This window comes from Lactobacillus sp. LL6, assembly GCF_007570935.1.
Lineage (GTDB): Bacteria > Bacillota > Bacilli > Lactobacillales > Lactobacillaceae > Lactobacillus.
The window spans coordinates 97,642-113,824 of record NZ_VLLR01000001.1 but is presented as its reverse complement, the minus strand read 5'-3'; the positions used below and the strand labels follow the sequence as shown (position 1 = coordinate 113,824).

Genomic DNA, 16,183 nt, shown 5'->3' with positions numbered 1-16,183 from the left:
TTTTACTTCACCTCATTTTCAGTATTTTCTTCTAATTTTTGATAAAGTTTGATATCTTCTTTAAGCCACTCAGATTTACTCTTCCATTGACCAAAAGCCTTGATATAATACGTTGGCACAAGATTTACCAAATTATTATGACTTTTATCGCTTTCAACCTTGAAACCAACCATAATTCGTTCAATTTCTGATTGATGCAAGCCATGCTTAGAAAGGTCAGAAATCATATCATAAGTTGATTCTAGAGTTTCTGTTTGTCCATCAAAAGGAATTGGAATTTGAAAATTAGTACTATTGAATGAAATCGTTACAGAATCTGATGAAAATTTGGTATCAACTTGTAAATCATGATCATTTAAAAATACAGGAATTCCTTCAATGTAATTAGTGTAGCGAACGCTATTTTTATCAGCATCAAAGAAGCGCAAATCCTGTTCAGTTAATCCTAATCGGTGAACATAATAAACACTATCAAATAATTGATTAGTCATGGTTGGCACTTTTGCTTTTTCATAATGAGTATATAAATAATCATGATGGTTATTTTCACCAGTCTTAGGAACTCTTAAGCGAGTATAGTAGTTATAAGAATATGTTGTGCGTCCATTTTTATTAGTACGACTAGTTACTCCAGAAGTCCCTAAAAGACGCGATACAAAATATGAATCTGATTGCGTTGATGTTAAATAACTATAAACATTCCAATTTTCAGATTTAACATAAAAAGCTGAATAACCTGATTTTAACCTTACAAAATCAACTGCTTCTTTATTTTTAGCTATCTTTACATAGTGACGCAAAGTATTAAAATTAGCTTTTTTTAAACTTACTCGATATAAGGAAGTATTTTGATCATTCCCTAAATAGAGCCATTTATTTGTTTTAGGAATAAAAATCCTATTAAACTCTCGATTACCTTTTTTCATTTTGAATTTAGTTAATAATCCAAAGGTAATTTCATCAGGGTAAGAAAGCTGAATAAGATCTGGGTTGTTTAACGTATTTTCATAACTTTCACGATCAGAGCTAACCTTTTTGATTTTATTTTCTACCTTAATATTTTGAAGTTCCTTAGAAAATTCAAATGGTAAATTATTTTTTGAATCATATAATCTATATAATTTTCCATCAACAAATCCATAAGCATTAGTAGGAATATATAAATCATATAACGATTTACTGTTGCGAGTTTTAGCTTGCTGACGAACTGGTTGAGTTTGATTAATATGACTAAAGCGCTGATCACTTGTCATAATAAAAATCCAAAGAACAATCGAGAGAATAATAACAAAAACTGTAGCAATTTCTAAAAATAAATCACTAAACTTAAATTTAAACTTCATCCCAATCATCCTCCTCACTCATTGGTTCATATGGAAGCGAGATATAAAAAGTGGACCCCCGTCCTTCACTACTGTCAGCCCAAATTCGACCATGGTGGGCTTCAATAATTTCTTTAGCAATTGCTAGTCCCAATCCAGTTCCTCCTTGAGCACGTGAGCGAGCTTTATCTACTCTATAGAAACGATCAAAAATTTTACCTAAATCTTTACGCGGAATACCTAATCCTTGATCAGAAATACTTAAAATAACCCTGCCTTGACTTTCATTAAGACGCACAGTAATCACACCACCATCTGGAGAGTACTTAATAGCATTATTCATAATATTATCAATTACTTGCATCATCTTATCAGTATCAATTTCGACCCAAATAGCTTGTTTGCCTAATTCCCGCTTGATTGTATACTTCTTTCTCTCACCCTTTTTTTCATCATTTTTTACAATCATATCAAAACGATTTAAAATATGAGCCACAAAATCATTTAAATTAACTAATTCTAATTCCATCTTTGAAGTTCCGCGGTCCATTCTAGAAAGACTAAGCAAATCATTAATCATTCTAATCATTCTATCGGTTTCTTCTTGAGTAACCTTTAAAAACTTCGGTGCAATTTCAGGATCTTTCCATGCACCTTGATTTAAAGTATCGATATATGCACTCAAACTAGTCAACGGAGTTCTTAATTCATGCGAAACATTAGAAACAAATTGTCGTTGCATATTTTCATTTTTTTGCTGTTCAGTTACATCATGAAGCACACAAACACTACCAGAAACAAAGCCAGTTACACGCTTAATCAATGAAAAGCTAGCGTGTAAAATCATCTCATCTCTAGTACCTTCATTAACTGTCACAACAATTTCTTTCTGATTAGAGATTATATCTTGAGAAGATTCATCTAATCCTAAAACTTCTGAAATTGGCTTATTAACAATTGCTTCTTCTGTAGTATTTAAGAAGTTTAATGCCATTTGATTAACGATTGTTACATTGCCATGCCGATCAGTAGCAATCACCCCATCACTCATATGAGATAAAACACTGTCTAGTCTTCGTCTTTCACTATCGGATTCTTCTTGTGAGTGTTCAATCCTTACTGACAAAGTATTAAAAGCTTTTCCTAATTGCCCTAATTCATCATTAGAATAAATTTTAACCTGGCTAGAATAATCACCATCTGCAATATTTAATGCTTGGTCTTGCATTTCTTCAATCGGCCTAGTTATTGCTCGAGAAATAACTAATGACAAAATAGCACCAAGGATTGCCGCAATTAGTGATGTCACTAAAAACATCATTGAAGTATTTCGCAACGTTTGAAATACATTTTGCATACTTGCTTTTACATAAACAGCCCCTACAATATTGCTAGCGCCCGTTCCACTAGTTAAAGGTGTAATCTGAATCATATAATTGCCATTATCATCAATTATCTTAGTTATGGGACGACCAGTCGAAGTAACTTGTTTTACATCATTATTATTAACTCGTTGTCCAATTCGACTACGATCATTAAAACTAGAAACAGCTCGAATAATATCCTTATTATCTACTACAATAATTTCACTAATCGAGTCATTGCTATAATCATTGATGATTCTGCTTAACTTTTCATTTGATTCTTTATTATCCTTGGTTAACTGATTTGCTAGTTGACTTGTAACTACATTTTGAATTTGAATTGAAGATTGAAAATTTTCAATACTACTTTGTTCAAGCTGACGTGTAAAATAAGCTCCAATAACTTCAATTGTTGCTAGTAACATTAGCATAAACACCATTGCTAATTTCGTATTAATGGAATTAAATGTCTTTTTTATTTTATTTACTATTTCTTTCATTTTCTTTCATTCTTATTTTTACCCAAAAACGCAAAAAAGAAAGCCACAGAAATATAACTGTGGCTTTCTTAATTATTCTTCGGTTGGTTGTTTTACATAATAGCCGACGCCACGACGAGTTACCAAAATTTGTGGTTGAATAGGATTATCTTCAATCTTTTCTCTAAGTCGGTGCACTGTAACATCTACTGTACGAACATCGCCGAAGTAATCATATCCCCATACCGTTTGCAACAGATGCTCTCGGGTCATAACTTGTCCCATGTGTTGGGCTAAATAGTATAAAAGTTCAAACTCACGATGCGTAAGTTCGATTTTTTTACCATTTTTTTCGACAATATAAGCATCTGGCATAATAACCAAGTTACCAATTGTAATATTTTTATCAGTTTCTTCTTGATTTGCTGCCTCAGCTTTTTTAACAATATCACGACGACGTAAATTTGCCTTAACACGAGCTACAAGCTCACGATTAGAAAAAGGCTTAGTAACATAGTCATCGGCTCCCATTTCAAGGCCTAAGACTTTATCAATTTCAGTATCTTTTGCAGTTACCATTATAATTGGCATATCATGAGTCTGACGTACTTCACGCGCAACTTCTAGACCATCTTTTTTAGGTAACATTAAATCCAGAATCATTAAATCTGGATCATATTCGTCAACTTTTTGTACAGCCTCTTCACCATCATAGGCTGTGTCGACATCGAAGCCTTCCTTAGTCAAATTAAATTTAATAATATCGGAAATCGGCTTCTCATCATCGACGACAAGAATCTTTTTTGGCATGTCGATGCCTCCTTTGCTCTTATATTATACTGGTTTTTATTCAATTTAACAAAAAAATCAAAAAAATTATAAAAAAAGACTTGCATTTTATCCTGTTTCATTGCATAATAATATCTGTCAGCTGATGAGCTGATGAAAATATGGGTGGCTAGCTCAGCTGGCAGAGCAACGGACTCTTAATCCGTGGGTCCAGGGTTCGATCCCCTGGCCACCCATCGTAAAAGCACTACTGTGGTAGTGCTTTTTTTGTCCATCCAATACTTTAAAATAGAACATATTTTATATTTCCTGCTAAAATAAAGTTAACAAATAATTTTATTTTAGGAGGTAAAATTATGAACAACGAAAATGTATTTTTCAACCCTGGGGACGCAATTGCATCCTCGCATGACTATAAAGAAGCACGCAGAAGCGCTCAAATCATCAAAGCTGACAAACCAACTGCAGGACAAATTATTATCGCACAAAACTCAAAAAATGGCACTTATGCAATTTATTTTGCAGATAAAGCTCGAGATGAAGCGCATGGTGAACCTTACAAAATCAAGGATAAGCTCTAATTATTAAGTCGCACTTGCGGCTTTTTTATTTTTTTGAAATTTTTTTAAAAAAAGTCTTGTCAAAAGTCAAAATTCTTGATAATATTATTAACTGTCAGCGGTACAAAAGCTGATAACAAATATGGGTGGCTAGCTCAGCTGGCAGAGCAACGGACTCTTAATCCGTGGGTCCAGGGTTCGATCCCCTGGCCACCCACTAATATAAAAATGGCACTGCAAGGAGTCGGTGCTTTTTTTATTTTTCATTTTTAAAAGAGCAAGGCAAAATTTTGCCTTGCTCTTTTTGTTTTTATTAGCTTCTTAATCTATATTTATTTTTCTATTCAAAATCATGCTAAAATAGTACATAACTATTTTATAAAGGAGAACTAATGAAGACCTACTATTATACTCACTTAACTGATGATTTAGTTGATTCTCATAACCAGAACTTTGCCCTTTCAGAAAATTATACGATCCTTCCATCTAAACCTTTACAAAAAGCTTGGAATATTATTGCACGTACGCTTGCTAGTGGATTTGGCTGGATATATTCTAAATTATTTTTGCATGTGCATGTTGAAGGAAAAAATAAGTTAAAAACTGTTAAAAATACAGGCTACTTTGTTTATGGCAACCATACTCAGCCAATGGGGGACGTTTTTACTCCTTTAACCATTTTTTCTCCTTATAACTTCTATGCGATTGCAAATCAAGCCAATTGGGGGATTCCTATCATTGGAAAATTCCTAGTTCGCTATGGTGGTCTTCCAGTAGGAAAAAATATCAAGCAGTCAATTAAACTTATTAAAGCAATTCAGCAGGTTATCAATAACAAAGGGATTGTTATGATTTATCCAGAGGCACATGTATGGCCTTATTATACAAAGATTAGACCATTCGATGCGACAAGTTTTCATTTTCCTATTAAATCAAATGCTCCTAGCTTTGTAATGACTACTACTTATCACAAACCACGTTTTGGTAAATTTCCGAAGATTATTACTTATATTGATGGACCTTTTTATCCAGACCAAGCCCTTTCTAGTAAAAAAGCACAAGAAAAGCTTTACAATGAAGTTAGAACTATGATGCAATTTCGTGCCAAGACAAGCAATTACAATTATTGCCAATATATTTCAAAAAATAAGGAGGCTTAACGATGAATATTTTATTTTGCGGAGATTCTAATGCCGAAGATGGTGTATTAATTTCAACCTTATCATTATTAAAAAACGTAGATGAAGTTCATATTTATATTCTTACAATGTATACCAAAAATGAAAAAAAGAATTATCAACCATTTTCTAAAACTGCAGCTGACTATATCCGCTCATTAGTTATTAATCAAAATCCTAAAAACTCAGTTGATTTAATTGATTGTAGCAGTCTTTTTATCAAAGAACCACCTACTGCCAATATGGGAACACGCTTTACTCCTTACGCAATGTTGCGATTATATGCGGATGAATTACCTCAAATTCCCGATAGAATTCTATATTTAGATGATGATGTTATTATCAGAAAAGATCCAACAGAGTTTTATGAACAAGATCTTACAAATATTGAAATGGTAGGCGTTTTAGATTATTGGGGTAGATTTTTCTTCCATAATATCCATAATAAGAAAGTTTTTGACTATTTAAATTCTGGCGTCCTTCTTCTCAATATGAAAGAAATTAAAGAGACTGGCTTATTTGCAAAAGTTCGTCATATGATGCAAGTCAAAAAAATGTTTTTACCAGATCAATCAGCACTCAATAAACTAGCTACTAAGAAAAAGATTGCTCCTCGTCGCTTTAATGAACAATATCGTTTACAAAAAGACACAGTTATTCAACATTTTACGACTAGTTTTCGTTTCAAACCATACTTTCATACTCAAACCGTCAAACCTTGGGACGTTGAAAGAGTCCATAATGTATTAAAATTGCATGAATATGACGATATCCTTAACGAATACCTTAAAATAAGAGATAATTTAAGAAGGGAAAATTAATTTTTAACTTGGAGGAAATTTTATGACAATACCTATTTTTTATACAATTAGTGACAATTATACTCCTTATGCAGCAGTTTCAATTAAATCTTTAATTGATCATGCCAACGATGAAAAAGACTACACTATTACTCTTTTAGTGCAAGAAATTACGGATGAACATAAAAAAGCTCTTAAAGATTTAGCCACTAAAAACGTACATATCAATATTTTTCACATTAGTGATGAAATGGTTCAACCGATTCATCAAGGAGAAGAAAATTACTTGCGTGGTCAGTTTTTCACAATGTCGATTTTTTATCGATTATTTATTCCAGAACTTTTTCCACAATATGATAAATGTGTCTATTTAGATGCTGACACCATTATTAATGAAGATATTGCTAAACTTTATGAAACTGATATAAAAGACAATATGTTTGCTAGTTGTCCGGACTTGTCTATCCGTTATATGCCACTACTACAAGAATATATTAAAGAATGCCAAGGGATACTTCCACCGGAAAAATATATTAATAATGGTGTAATCGTCTTTAATATGAAAGCATTCAGAGATAAAAAATTTGTTGATAAGTTTTATTACTTAATGAATAAATATCACTTTGACAATGTTGATCCAGATCAAGCATACATGAATGAAATATGCGAAGATAAAATTTATCACTTAGATAAAAAATGGGACGCAATGCCAAATGAAAGCATCCCTGAAATTGAAAATCCCAAAATTGTTCACTATAACTTATTCTTTAAACCATGGCATTTTAAAGATGTACAATATGGAAACTACTTCTGGAATGTGGCAAAAACAACTAAGTTTTATGATCAATTAAAACAAGAGCTTGCTAGTTTTACAGATGAAGATAGACAAAGAGCACGTAATGATTTAAAACTAATGGCTGAAAAAGTTAAACACATTGAACAAGAACCTTATACTTGGGCTAAAGTTAAAAAAATAGAAGATGTAAGAATTTAGAGGCTAATTATGACAGTACCAGTTTTTTACAGTATTAGTGATGACTTTACAAAATATGCGGCAGTTTCATTGCATTCCTTAGTAAAAAATGCCAATCCACAAACTGACTATACTGTTTATTTTTTAAATCAAGATTTAAGTGATAAGCACAAAAAAGACCTACAAGATTTAGGTGCTAAGAATGTTCATATTAAATTTTCACATATTGATGATCAGTTAGTTGCACCTATTAAAAACCGCAAAGAAAATTACTTGCGTGGAGACTTTTTTACTATGTCAATTTTTTATCGTTTGTTTATTCCAGAACTATTTCCAGAATATAATAAAGCGATTTATATTGATAGCGGTACCATTGTAAATGATGATATTGCAAAACTTTATCAAACAGATTTAGAGGACAATTTATTTGCAGCTTGTACAGATTCTTCAATCCAATACGTTGATAAAATGGTTAAATATATTAAAGATGTGCTCAGCCTTGACCCTCAAAAGTATATTAACTCTGGGATGCTAGTACTAAACTCTAAAGCCTTTCGCGATGAAGACTTTATTGACCATTTTTTAAACTTACTCGAAAAATATCACTTTGACTGTATTGCTCCCGATCAAGATTATTTAAATGAAATTGGTGAGGGCAGAATTTTACACCTAAATGAAAAATGGGACGCAATGCCAAATGAAAATACTAAGCCTCTAAGTTCTCCAAGTTTAATTCATTACAATCTTTTCTTTAAACCATGGCATTTTCATGGGGTTCAATATGAAGATTATTTCTGGAAGAATGCCCGTGAAACTAAGTTTTATTCTGAATTAAAGAAAGAACTTGATGATTATACAGATGCCCAAAGACAAGAAGACCGAGAAAAATTAAATAAAATGCTCGAAAAAGAGGACTCAACTATCAAAGATCCTCATAATTGGGCTAGAGTTAAAGAGCAAGGACCTGTAACACTATGATAATCGGAGATAACCGTGATAAAGTCATTGAAAATATAAAACAAGCCGCAAATAATCGCAATTTTACTGCAAAAGTTGAAATTGGTGACCCACAAATGTCACTTGAAGAACGTTCAAAATTAGTAGATGACTTTTGGAAAAAGCAAAATGACCTACGTAGCAAGCTTAATAATGACATAGGCCGTGTAATGCTTAGTGCTTTTGCTCATACTTTATCAGCGTCTACTGAAATTAAAGGTTTAGAAAATTTAAAAAACTTACCTCGTGGAGGAGCCATAGTTACTGCTAATCACTTTAATCAAACCGATGCGTTAACCATTAAGCGTTTGGCTCAAAAATGTCACCATAAGTTATCAATCGTCATTGAAGATACTAATTTAATGCTTCCTGGATTTTTTAAGTATTTAATGAATTATATTGGAACTATTCCTTTAGTTAATAGTCCTAGTTATATTGGTAGCGAATTCCCTAAGCATCTTCATGATGCTCTAGAAGACAATAATTGGGTGTTAATTTTTCCAGAGCAAGAAATGTGGTGGAATTATCGCAAACCTCGCAAACCTCAACGAGGAGCCTATTATTTTGCTGCTAAACAGAACGTTCCAATTATTTCAACTTTTGTAGAAATTCAAGCAACTGATAAACTTGAAAAAAATAATGATGAATTTTATCAAACAAAATATATTGTTCATGTTTTACCAACAATTTATCCGGATAATACATTAAATGCTAATCTAAATTCAAAAAGAATGATGGAACAAGATTATAAGCAAAAAGTTGCCGCATACGAAAAAATCTATGGTAAAAAATTGGACTATGATTTTACTGAGTGGGATATTGCTGGCTGGCGTGGAAAAGTAAAATAATTTTTATAATTATAAATAATAACTTAAAAATGGACCTCACAATTTTGTGAGATCCATTTTTTTGTTAGGAATTAGTTATATTTTTTTATGAGTAATAATTAAAGCGCTAAATACTTTTCAGCGTTACGTAAATCTTCAATTGACAATTGTCCAGGAGCTGATGTTTTACCAACTGCCCCAAATGATAAACTTGAACCAAATACTTGACCAGCTATCCGTGTTACTTTTCCAATGTCTCCCATTGCCATAGTAATTAATGGATTATCAATTTCTTGGCTCACTTCATTAGTTGCCGCTAATAATCTTAAAACATCCCTTGCAGAATGTGGCATACATGCAAGTTTAGGAATATCAGCACCTAACTTGGCCATTTTCTTTAAACGAAACTCAATGACATCTTTAGCTGGAACTTTTTCAAAATCATGATTGCTCATAATAACAACTACATTATAATTATGAGCAAGCTTTACAAGTTCTTTTACTCGAAGTTCATCATGAAATAATTCAATATCGACTGCATCTCCAAGTCGATGTTTAATTACTTCTTTAACTAAATCTAGATACTGATTTTCATCAAGTTCAAAAACTCCGCCTTCATTTTTAGTTCTAAAAGTTACTAAGATTGGAAGTTCTCCAACTACTTCACGTAGTTTTTTAGCAGTAGAAATCAACGTATTATGATTTTTAATTCCATCACTATAGTAGTCAATTCGCCATTCCATTAAGTCAGGTTTTGCTGCAAGAATATTTTTTGCGGAAGTTAAAATTTCATCCTCATTACTACCTACATTTGGGACAGCAATTTTAGGTAATCCTTCACCCAAGATAATATTTCTAATTTTTACAGTCATTTTTATGGCCTACTTTTCATCTTCAAACATAATTTGACGAATATAATCAGTTGGCATATCTTTACCAGTCCATAATTTGAATGCAGCTGCACCTTGTTCAATCATCATGCCAATTCCATCAAATACATGCTTTACTCCTGCTTTTTGAGCAACTTTCATAAGCTTAGTAGTTCTTGGTGCATAAACTGTATCAAAGACAACCATATCCTTATGGAACCATGATGGATCTGAGACCAAAGTTTTATCTTCTAATGGCTTCATACCAACTCCTGTTGCATCACAATAAATATCTGATTCACTGATTGCTTTCTTGAATGCATCTTGATCTGCTAAATCAGTTAATGAAACTTTACAATCAGTATTTTCTTCAATGGTTTTTACATTTTTTTCTGCTTGGGCCCATTTATCATCTTTGATGTTAAAGATTTTTATTTCTTTGACTCCATCAAGTGCAGATTGTACAGCAATTGGGGTTGCTGCACCACCAGCACCAGCTAAAGTCATTACTTTATCTTTAATATCAATTCCTTCATCTTTAAGTGATTGAACAAAGCCAATTCCATCAGTAGTATAACCAGTTAAAACACCATTATCATTAACAATCGTATTTACGGCATCACACATTTTAGAAGCTGGAGAAAGCTTATCCAAATATTTAATGACTTCCTTTTTATTAGGCATTGAAACATTTGAACCACGCATATCAAGCGTACGAATAGCATTTACTGCGCCTTCAAGCTTATCATTTCCAATTTCAAAACATAAATATGCATAATTAAGACCTAATTTAGCAAATGCATTATTATGCATAGTTGGTGACATTGAGTGGCGAATTGGATATGCCATAAGTCCGATTAAAATTGTATGTCCATCAAGCCAACCAGTAATTGGTCCATCTATTCCAGTAATCTTGTTAGTCATTTTGGTAAACTCCTTATAAAATCAATTATCTTTTTAACCTATATTTATGATACCGCTTGCATTTATACCAATAAATAAAATAAAATTGTTTTATTAATTAAATTATTCTATGATTCATTCAGATAACTAACCGCTAAACATGGGAGATAAATATGAACTTAAAACATTTGGAATTTTTTATTACTTTAGCTAAAACAGAACATATGGCAAAAGCAGCTGAATTATTAGGAATATCTCAACCATCCCTATCTTATGCCATTAATAATTTAGAAGATGAATTAGGAGCTCCTCTTTTTGAAAAGGATGGACGTAATATTAAATTAACTAACTATGGAAAAATATATCTAGCATATGTTCAAAATAGCCTTAATACTTTAAAAAGAGGAAATGAATATATTTCTGAACTGCTTGATGTCAATCGCGGACATATTAATTTAGGTTTTACTTATACAATGGGACAAGACTTAGTTCCCAGATTAGTTCATGAATTTAAGCAAAAAGATCCTCAAGAAGAAATTTCTTTTGAATTTAAACAAGGTACAACAAATCAATTAATAGGTGACTTATTAAATGATAAATTAGATTTAATAATCGCTTCTAAACCAGAAAAAATAAGCATTAATAATAAAATTAATGCTTATCATCTTGTGGACCAAGAAATGGTCGCCGCAGTCCCTATAAATCATAATTTAGCCAAATATGATGCAGTTTCTATAAAGGACTTGATTAAATATCCTTTTATAATGTATTCATCTAAAAGCGGGTTACGTCCTAGATTAAATCAAATTTTTAAAAATGCAAATGTTATCCCTAATATAAAATTAGAAGCAGTTGAAGACCATACAATTATTGGTTTTGTTCATTGGAATTATGGTGTAGCAATTATTCCAAATCTACCTCAGCTTAATCCAAAAGAAGTTAAAATTTTACACTTAAAAAATAATGTCGGAGTTCATCCTATTTATATCATTACTAAAGCAAATCACTTTTTAACACCATCTGCTACACAATTTTTAGAATTTTGCCAAACTTATTGTAGAACTCAATTTTTAAATAAAGGAAAAATGATATAAAAAAGCTCCCAATCAGGAGCTATTTTTATTCTTCTGAAGCACCAGTTACCGCATCTGGGTCTTCAATTTCATTATTAACTTTTCTTTGATATGAATTAGTATTATCAGCAGCCATTGTTCCTGCAACAAACCCCGAAGCATAACTCCATGAATTCATCATACTTGGCATTGAATCATGTCCATTTGCTCCACCGATAATTTCACCTGAAGCATAAAAATTCTCAACTGGTTGCATATTTATATCAAGTAACTGCATATGATTATTTGTTTCATAACCACCTAATGTCGTACAGAAACGCCTTTTTTGTTCAATAATGTAGTAAGTATCTCCTTCATATTCGTGTAAGTATTTCTTATCTCTTCCAAATTCAGGATCATAACCAGCCTTAGCCATTTCATTATAATTATCAATCGTTTCCTGAAGAGTCTTATAATCAATTCCTGCTTTTTTAGCAGCTTCTTCAAGAGTACCCTTAACTAAGACTGGACTCTTTTTGCCTTCTAAGTCAAAATAACTTTGAATTTCTTCTTTAGTAAAGCCATACTTCAAAAGCAATTCATAAAATTTATTCCAAGTTCTTTTATCCATTACAATATAAGCAACTTGACCTGGCTGCTTGCCAATTGCATCTCTAAAATAGGTATATGGTGCTGATTCATTTACAATTCGTTTTCCTAATTTATTAACAAAAATCGCACCTAAATCTGTTGCCTCTTTAGTAGAATAAGTTGTTAGTTTAGCAATTCCAGGTTCGACTTCAAGTCCATGTGGATAAACCTTATACCAATTAAGATTTCGAGTTACCAAATTCATATTTTTAGCAAAATCAAAATAATCTCCAGTAGAAGTCATTGGACCATAATAAGGAATACTTGTCTTATGCGCTTTATAATCACGCGCACCCCAGCCACCAGCTGATAAAATAAGTGACTTAAAATTAATTGTTGTTGTTTGATGCTTGCCTTCAGCAATCAAAGAAGTTAGGATACCATTTTCTTTATTAAGTTTTTCAACACTGGCATCAAGTAAAATTCTTCCACCTTTTTCTTTAAAAGCCTTAGCTACTTTAGTTATTAATTCATATGAACTTTGACTTGGCATTTCAATTTGACGGTTAATACTATGTTCAACTGTTTGAGTTTCTGCTTTTTGATAAGTAAGATTTGCAAAATCAGCAATAAAATCAACCGCTCTTCCAATATTATCAGCAAGCAAGTTAGATAGCATTGGATAATTTGTTCCACGGCTTTCTCGAGTAATATCTGCAACTAATTTTTCTGGAGAATCTTCATTTGCAAGCTTACCAAATAATTTCTTGGAAATTCTTGATCCGGTTCCTACAACGTTTGACCCATTTAAAACAGTAGCACCACCTAAATAGCCATTTTTTTCAAGTACTATTACACTCTTTCCCATTGAAAGTGCACGACTGGCTGCCATCAATCCTGCCATTCCACTACCAATAACAGCAACATCAACATTTATTTCAACATCTTCATGTTCAGTATTTATAGGCTTTGAATTAAGCTTAATATTGTTTTCTTCTAGTGCCTTTTTACCAGAATCAAGAATTGCTTGCGTCATAATTGTGGCACCACTTACTGCATCCACATCAAAACTTTGTCTATTTAATACTTCGTTTTTCAATTTATCAAAAGCCTGATTAAAAATAGCTGGTGTTTCTGAGTTTTGGGTGATTTTAATATTATTGATTTCATCGTTATTAATATCAATATCAATATCAATTTTTCCATTTCGTCCATTAGCTTGTGCTTTAATTATTTTTTTAGTCATAATTTTACCTTTCTATTATTTAAATCGCTTTCATTATATATGAGATAATTATTTATAAAAATAAACAAAGTTCTTAGTTTTAATAGAAATAATCTAACAATTAAGAGCTTTGCTTATAATAAATTTATTTTTCAATATTGAATTTTTTAATAAAACATTCCTATTCAGAGATGCTTTATTATTTATTCAGTTAAAAAGTTTATAACACGAGTATAAACTTCATCACGGTTTTGATGTAATCCATGATCACTTTCTGGAATAATATGCAGTTCACAATTATCAAAAATAGCCTGATAATGTCGAGAAGCATAATTATTAACCACTTGATCATTTTCTCCATGAAGAGCTAAAACCGGACCACGAAATGCACTTGCAACATCATAATTATTAATAAATTTAGCTGTTCTAAAATACCAATCATTTAATTTAAAGTCTGTAAAATCAACTTTTTTAGGGATATGATTTGGATCGTAATCAATCCCCATACAAGTTCCAATTAAAGCATCATCAACTAACGTTGCTGCTGGTGACATAATTACCAATTTATCAATTTTATCTGGATAAAATCCTGCCATCATTGATGAAAGTACTCCACCTTGTGAATGCCCAACAAGATATAAATGATTTATTCCATTAAAATTATCAAATACATATTGTATTACTGCATGATAATCTTCAAGTTCATTATAAATGGACATATTATCTAAGGGTCCTTCACTTTTTCCATGTCCATTAAAATCAAAACGTACAGTAGCTAAACCTTTATCCTGTAATTTTTTTGCCATTACAGGCAATAAATCATTAACTTTCGGATCCATCATACCAACAAAACCATATGCTAAAATTACAACATCATAATTATCAGTATCTGGAATAGAAACTTTTGCAGCTAAATTTAATCCATCACGTTTAATAGTAATATCTTTTTCACTCATACAAATCTCCCTTACTCTAAATTAGTAATACCCTTTTTTGCACGCTTATTTTGATAAACTCTTACAATAATTGCAAGTCCAACACCTATTAGACATATTACAAAATTAAACAAAAGAATATCACGAGGTGCATTTATACCAAAATTAGCCGTAATTAGAGCAGCAATTTGAATAACGATCCAATTTGAAACACCGTTTGCAAGACCAATAGCTGATGTCGCAGTTGCCTTATATGATGGATACAATCCAGATAAAAGTGAAATAGCTAATTGCATTAAGCCACCTGCTGCAAACCATCCTATTAATGCTGAAACTATATATAATAATATTCCACTATGAATAAAATAAGCTAATAAAAGTGCAATAGCTGAAATTGCCGGATAAATAATCAAAACTGTTGATTCTCTTAATCCCTTATTAACCATCCATGTAGTTACCAAAACTGAAATTAATGATGTAATTGCATAAACTGATTGTAATAAAGCAGGATTAGACAATCCATATAACTTTCCTAATTCTTGGTTTGTTTGAGTCCAAATCATAAATACAGCAGTAGTCGAAAAACCCATTAAAGCTAAAGCAATAGTTTCACCTGTAATTTTAATTGTATTTTTTGCTTTAATAGCTTCTCCTTTTTTAATGTTAGCTCTTTCTTTTTGATTTCCTCCAACTTCTGGAAAAGGAAGAAAAATACTTACAACTGCTACTATTACATAACAAAGTCCTAAAAAGTTGAACGCAAATGCAAAAGATACATGACTAGCAGCCAAAGCTACAATGATAAAAGGTAAAATAAATTGTCCTAAACTTACAAAAAATTTAGTAAGTAAGGTTACCATTGAACGCTTTTTAGGATAAGCATCCATCATAGCTGGTGTCCAAGCTGCATTAGTAAACGAATTAGCAATTCCGCCAGCAACTCCTGCAGCATAAGCAATTCCAGCATTTGGTGCATTTAACATTCCAAATGCGAAAATAGCCCATAATACAGATGAAATAATTGCAGATGATTTCCTGCCAAAATGATCGGAAATAATACCAGTAAAGAAGCTAGCAATAATACCGCCAATTACTACAAAAGAGTTAGCAGTTAAAACAACAGCAATATTACCTGGCTGCCCCCATGCTTGAGCTAGTTGAGCCTTATACTGTGATGTGATTGATAAATCAATCCCACAAAGTAAGAAAGAAACATATACAGCTATAGCCGTACTTATATAACTACGTTTATAACTACGTTTTTTTGAAATAACATCTAACATAATTACCCTCCAAAATATAATGTATTATATCTAATTT

At 31.8% G+C, this 16,183-nt stretch carries 15 protein-coding genes and 2 tRNA genes; 9 read left to right on the top strand and 8 right to left on the bottom strand.

The annotated features are described in order from the left end of the window. Nucleotides 1-2: 2 nt before the first annotated feature. The 3 genes from FOD82_RS00550 to yycF form a co-directional block, all read right to left on the bottom strand. On the bottom strand, nt 3-1,352 hold the full coding sequence (locus tag FOD82_RS00550; RefSeq protein ID WP_186277696.1) for a hypothetical protein: 1,350 nt from the start codon (nt 1,350-1,352) through the stop codon (nt 3-5). Next, on the bottom strand, nt 1,333-3,186 hold the full coding sequence (gene walK, locus FOD82_RS00545) for a cell wall metabolism sensor histidine kinase WalK (protein WP_144354565.1): 1,854 nt from the start codon (nt 3,184-3,186) through the stop codon (nt 1,333-1,335). The genes FOD82_RS00550 and walK overlap by 20 nt, the downstream gene beginning before the upstream one ends. A 72-nt stretch (nt 3,187-3,258) precedes the next feature. After that, nucleotides 3,259-3,975 carry a response regulator YycF gene (gene yycF, locus FOD82_RS00540; RefSeq protein ID WP_144354564.1) on the bottom strand — a complete coding sequence of 239 codons (717 nt, stop codon included), beginning with the start codon at nt 3,973-3,975 and terminating at the stop codon, nt 3,259-3,261. 142 nt (nt 3,976-4,117) lie between these two features. Here yycF and FOD82_RS00535 point away from each other — a divergent pair. The 8 genes from FOD82_RS00535 to FOD82_RS00500 all read left to right on the top strand — a co-directional run bounded on the left by FOD82_RS00535 (nt 4,118) and on the right by FOD82_RS00500 (nt 9,309). Beyond that, a tRNA-Lys gene (locus FOD82_RS00535) sits at nt 4,118-4,190 on the top strand. Between the two features lie 120 nt (nt 4,191-4,310). Beyond that, complete coding sequence (locus FOD82_RS00530) at nt 4,311-4,535, top strand: hypothetical protein (RefSeq protein WP_144354563.1); 225 nt, start codon at nt 4,311-4,313, stop codon at nt 4,533-4,535. Nucleotides 4,536-4,658: 123 nt separating this feature from the next. Beyond that, nucleotides 4,659-4,731 (top strand) — tRNA-Lys (locus FOD82_RS00525). Nucleotides 4,732-4,906: 175 nt separating this feature from the next. Further along, nucleotides 4,907-5,674, top strand: coding sequence for a lysophospholipid acyltransferase family protein (locus tag FOD82_RS00520; RefSeq protein WP_144354562.1), 768 nt, complete (start codon nt 4,907-4,909; stop codon nt 5,672-5,674). 2 nt (nt 5,675-5,676) lie between these two features. Next, nucleotides 5,677-6,513, top strand: a complete 837-nt coding sequence (locus FOD82_RS00515) for a glycosyltransferase (protein WP_144354561.1) — start codon at nt 5,677-5,679, stop codon at nt 6,511-6,513. Nucleotides 6,514-6,535: 22 nt separating this feature from the next. Continuing rightward, entirely contained in the window at nt 6,536-7,486 is a 951-nt protein-coding gene (locus tag FOD82_RS00510; protein WP_144354560.1) for a glycosyltransferase family 8 protein, read from the top strand. 9 nt (nt 7,487-7,495) lie between these two features. After that, nucleotides 7,496-8,443: a glycosyltransferase family 8 protein gene (locus FOD82_RS00505; protein WP_144354559.1), complete on the top strand. Its 948-nt coding sequence runs from the start codon at nt 7,496-7,498 to the stop codon at nt 8,441-8,443. Continuing rightward, entirely contained in the window at nt 8,440-9,309 is an 870-nt protein-coding gene (locus tag FOD82_RS00500; protein ID WP_144354558.1) for a lysophospholipid acyltransferase family protein, read from the top strand. The genes FOD82_RS00505 and FOD82_RS00500 overlap by 4 nt, the downstream gene beginning before the upstream one ends. A 98-nt stretch (nt 9,310-9,407) precedes the next feature. Here FOD82_RS00500 and aroD read toward each other — a convergent pair whose 3' ends face one another. Together aroD and FOD82_RS00490 are read right to left on the bottom strand one after the other, a co-directional pair. Continuing rightward, nucleotides 9,408-10,160 carry a type I 3-dehydroquinate dehydratase gene (gene aroD / locus FOD82_RS00495; protein WP_144354557.1) on the bottom strand — a complete coding sequence of 251 codons (753 nt, stop codon included), beginning with the start codon at nt 10,158-10,160 and terminating at the stop codon, nt 9,408-9,410. 9 nt (nt 10,161-10,169) lie between these two features. Then, the gene (locus FOD82_RS00490; RefSeq protein ID WP_144354556.1) at nt 10,170-11,081 is read right to left on the bottom strand and encodes a shikimate dehydrogenase; all 912 of its coding nucleotides are present in this window, start codon (nt 11,079-11,081) and stop codon (nt 10,170-10,172) included. Nucleotides 11,082-11,233: 152 nt separating this feature from the next. On the opposite strand from FOD82_RS00490, the gene FOD82_RS00485 reads away from it, so the two are divergent. After that, on the top strand, nt 11,234-12,154 hold the full coding sequence (locus FOD82_RS00485) for a LysR family transcriptional regulator (protein ID WP_144354555.1): 921 nt from the start codon (nt 11,234-11,236) through the stop codon (nt 12,152-12,154). A gap of 25 nt (nt 12,155-12,179) precedes the next feature. Here FOD82_RS00485 and FOD82_RS00480 read toward each other — a convergent pair whose 3' ends face one another. The 3 genes from FOD82_RS00480 to FOD82_RS00470 all read right to left on the bottom strand — a co-directional run bounded on the left by FOD82_RS00480 (nt 12,180) and on the right by FOD82_RS00470 (nt 16,146). Continuing rightward, the gene (locus FOD82_RS00480) at nt 12,180-13,949 is read right to left on the bottom strand and encodes an FAD-dependent oxidoreductase (RefSeq protein ID WP_144354554.1); all 1,770 of its coding nucleotides are present in this window, start codon (nt 13,947-13,949) and stop codon (nt 12,180-12,182) included. A gap of 182 nt (nt 13,950-14,131) precedes the next feature. Beyond that, entirely contained in the window at nt 14,132-14,884 is a 753-nt protein-coding gene (locus FOD82_RS00475; protein ID WP_144354553.1) for an alpha/beta fold hydrolase, read from the bottom strand. 11 nt (nt 14,885-14,895) lie between these two features. After that, nucleotides 14,896-16,146 carry an MFS transporter gene (locus FOD82_RS00470; protein WP_144354552.1) on the bottom strand — a complete coding sequence of 417 codons (1,251 nt, stop codon included), beginning with the start codon at nt 16,144-16,146 and terminating at the stop codon, nt 14,896-14,898. Nucleotides 16,147-16,183: the final 37 nt, after the last annotated feature.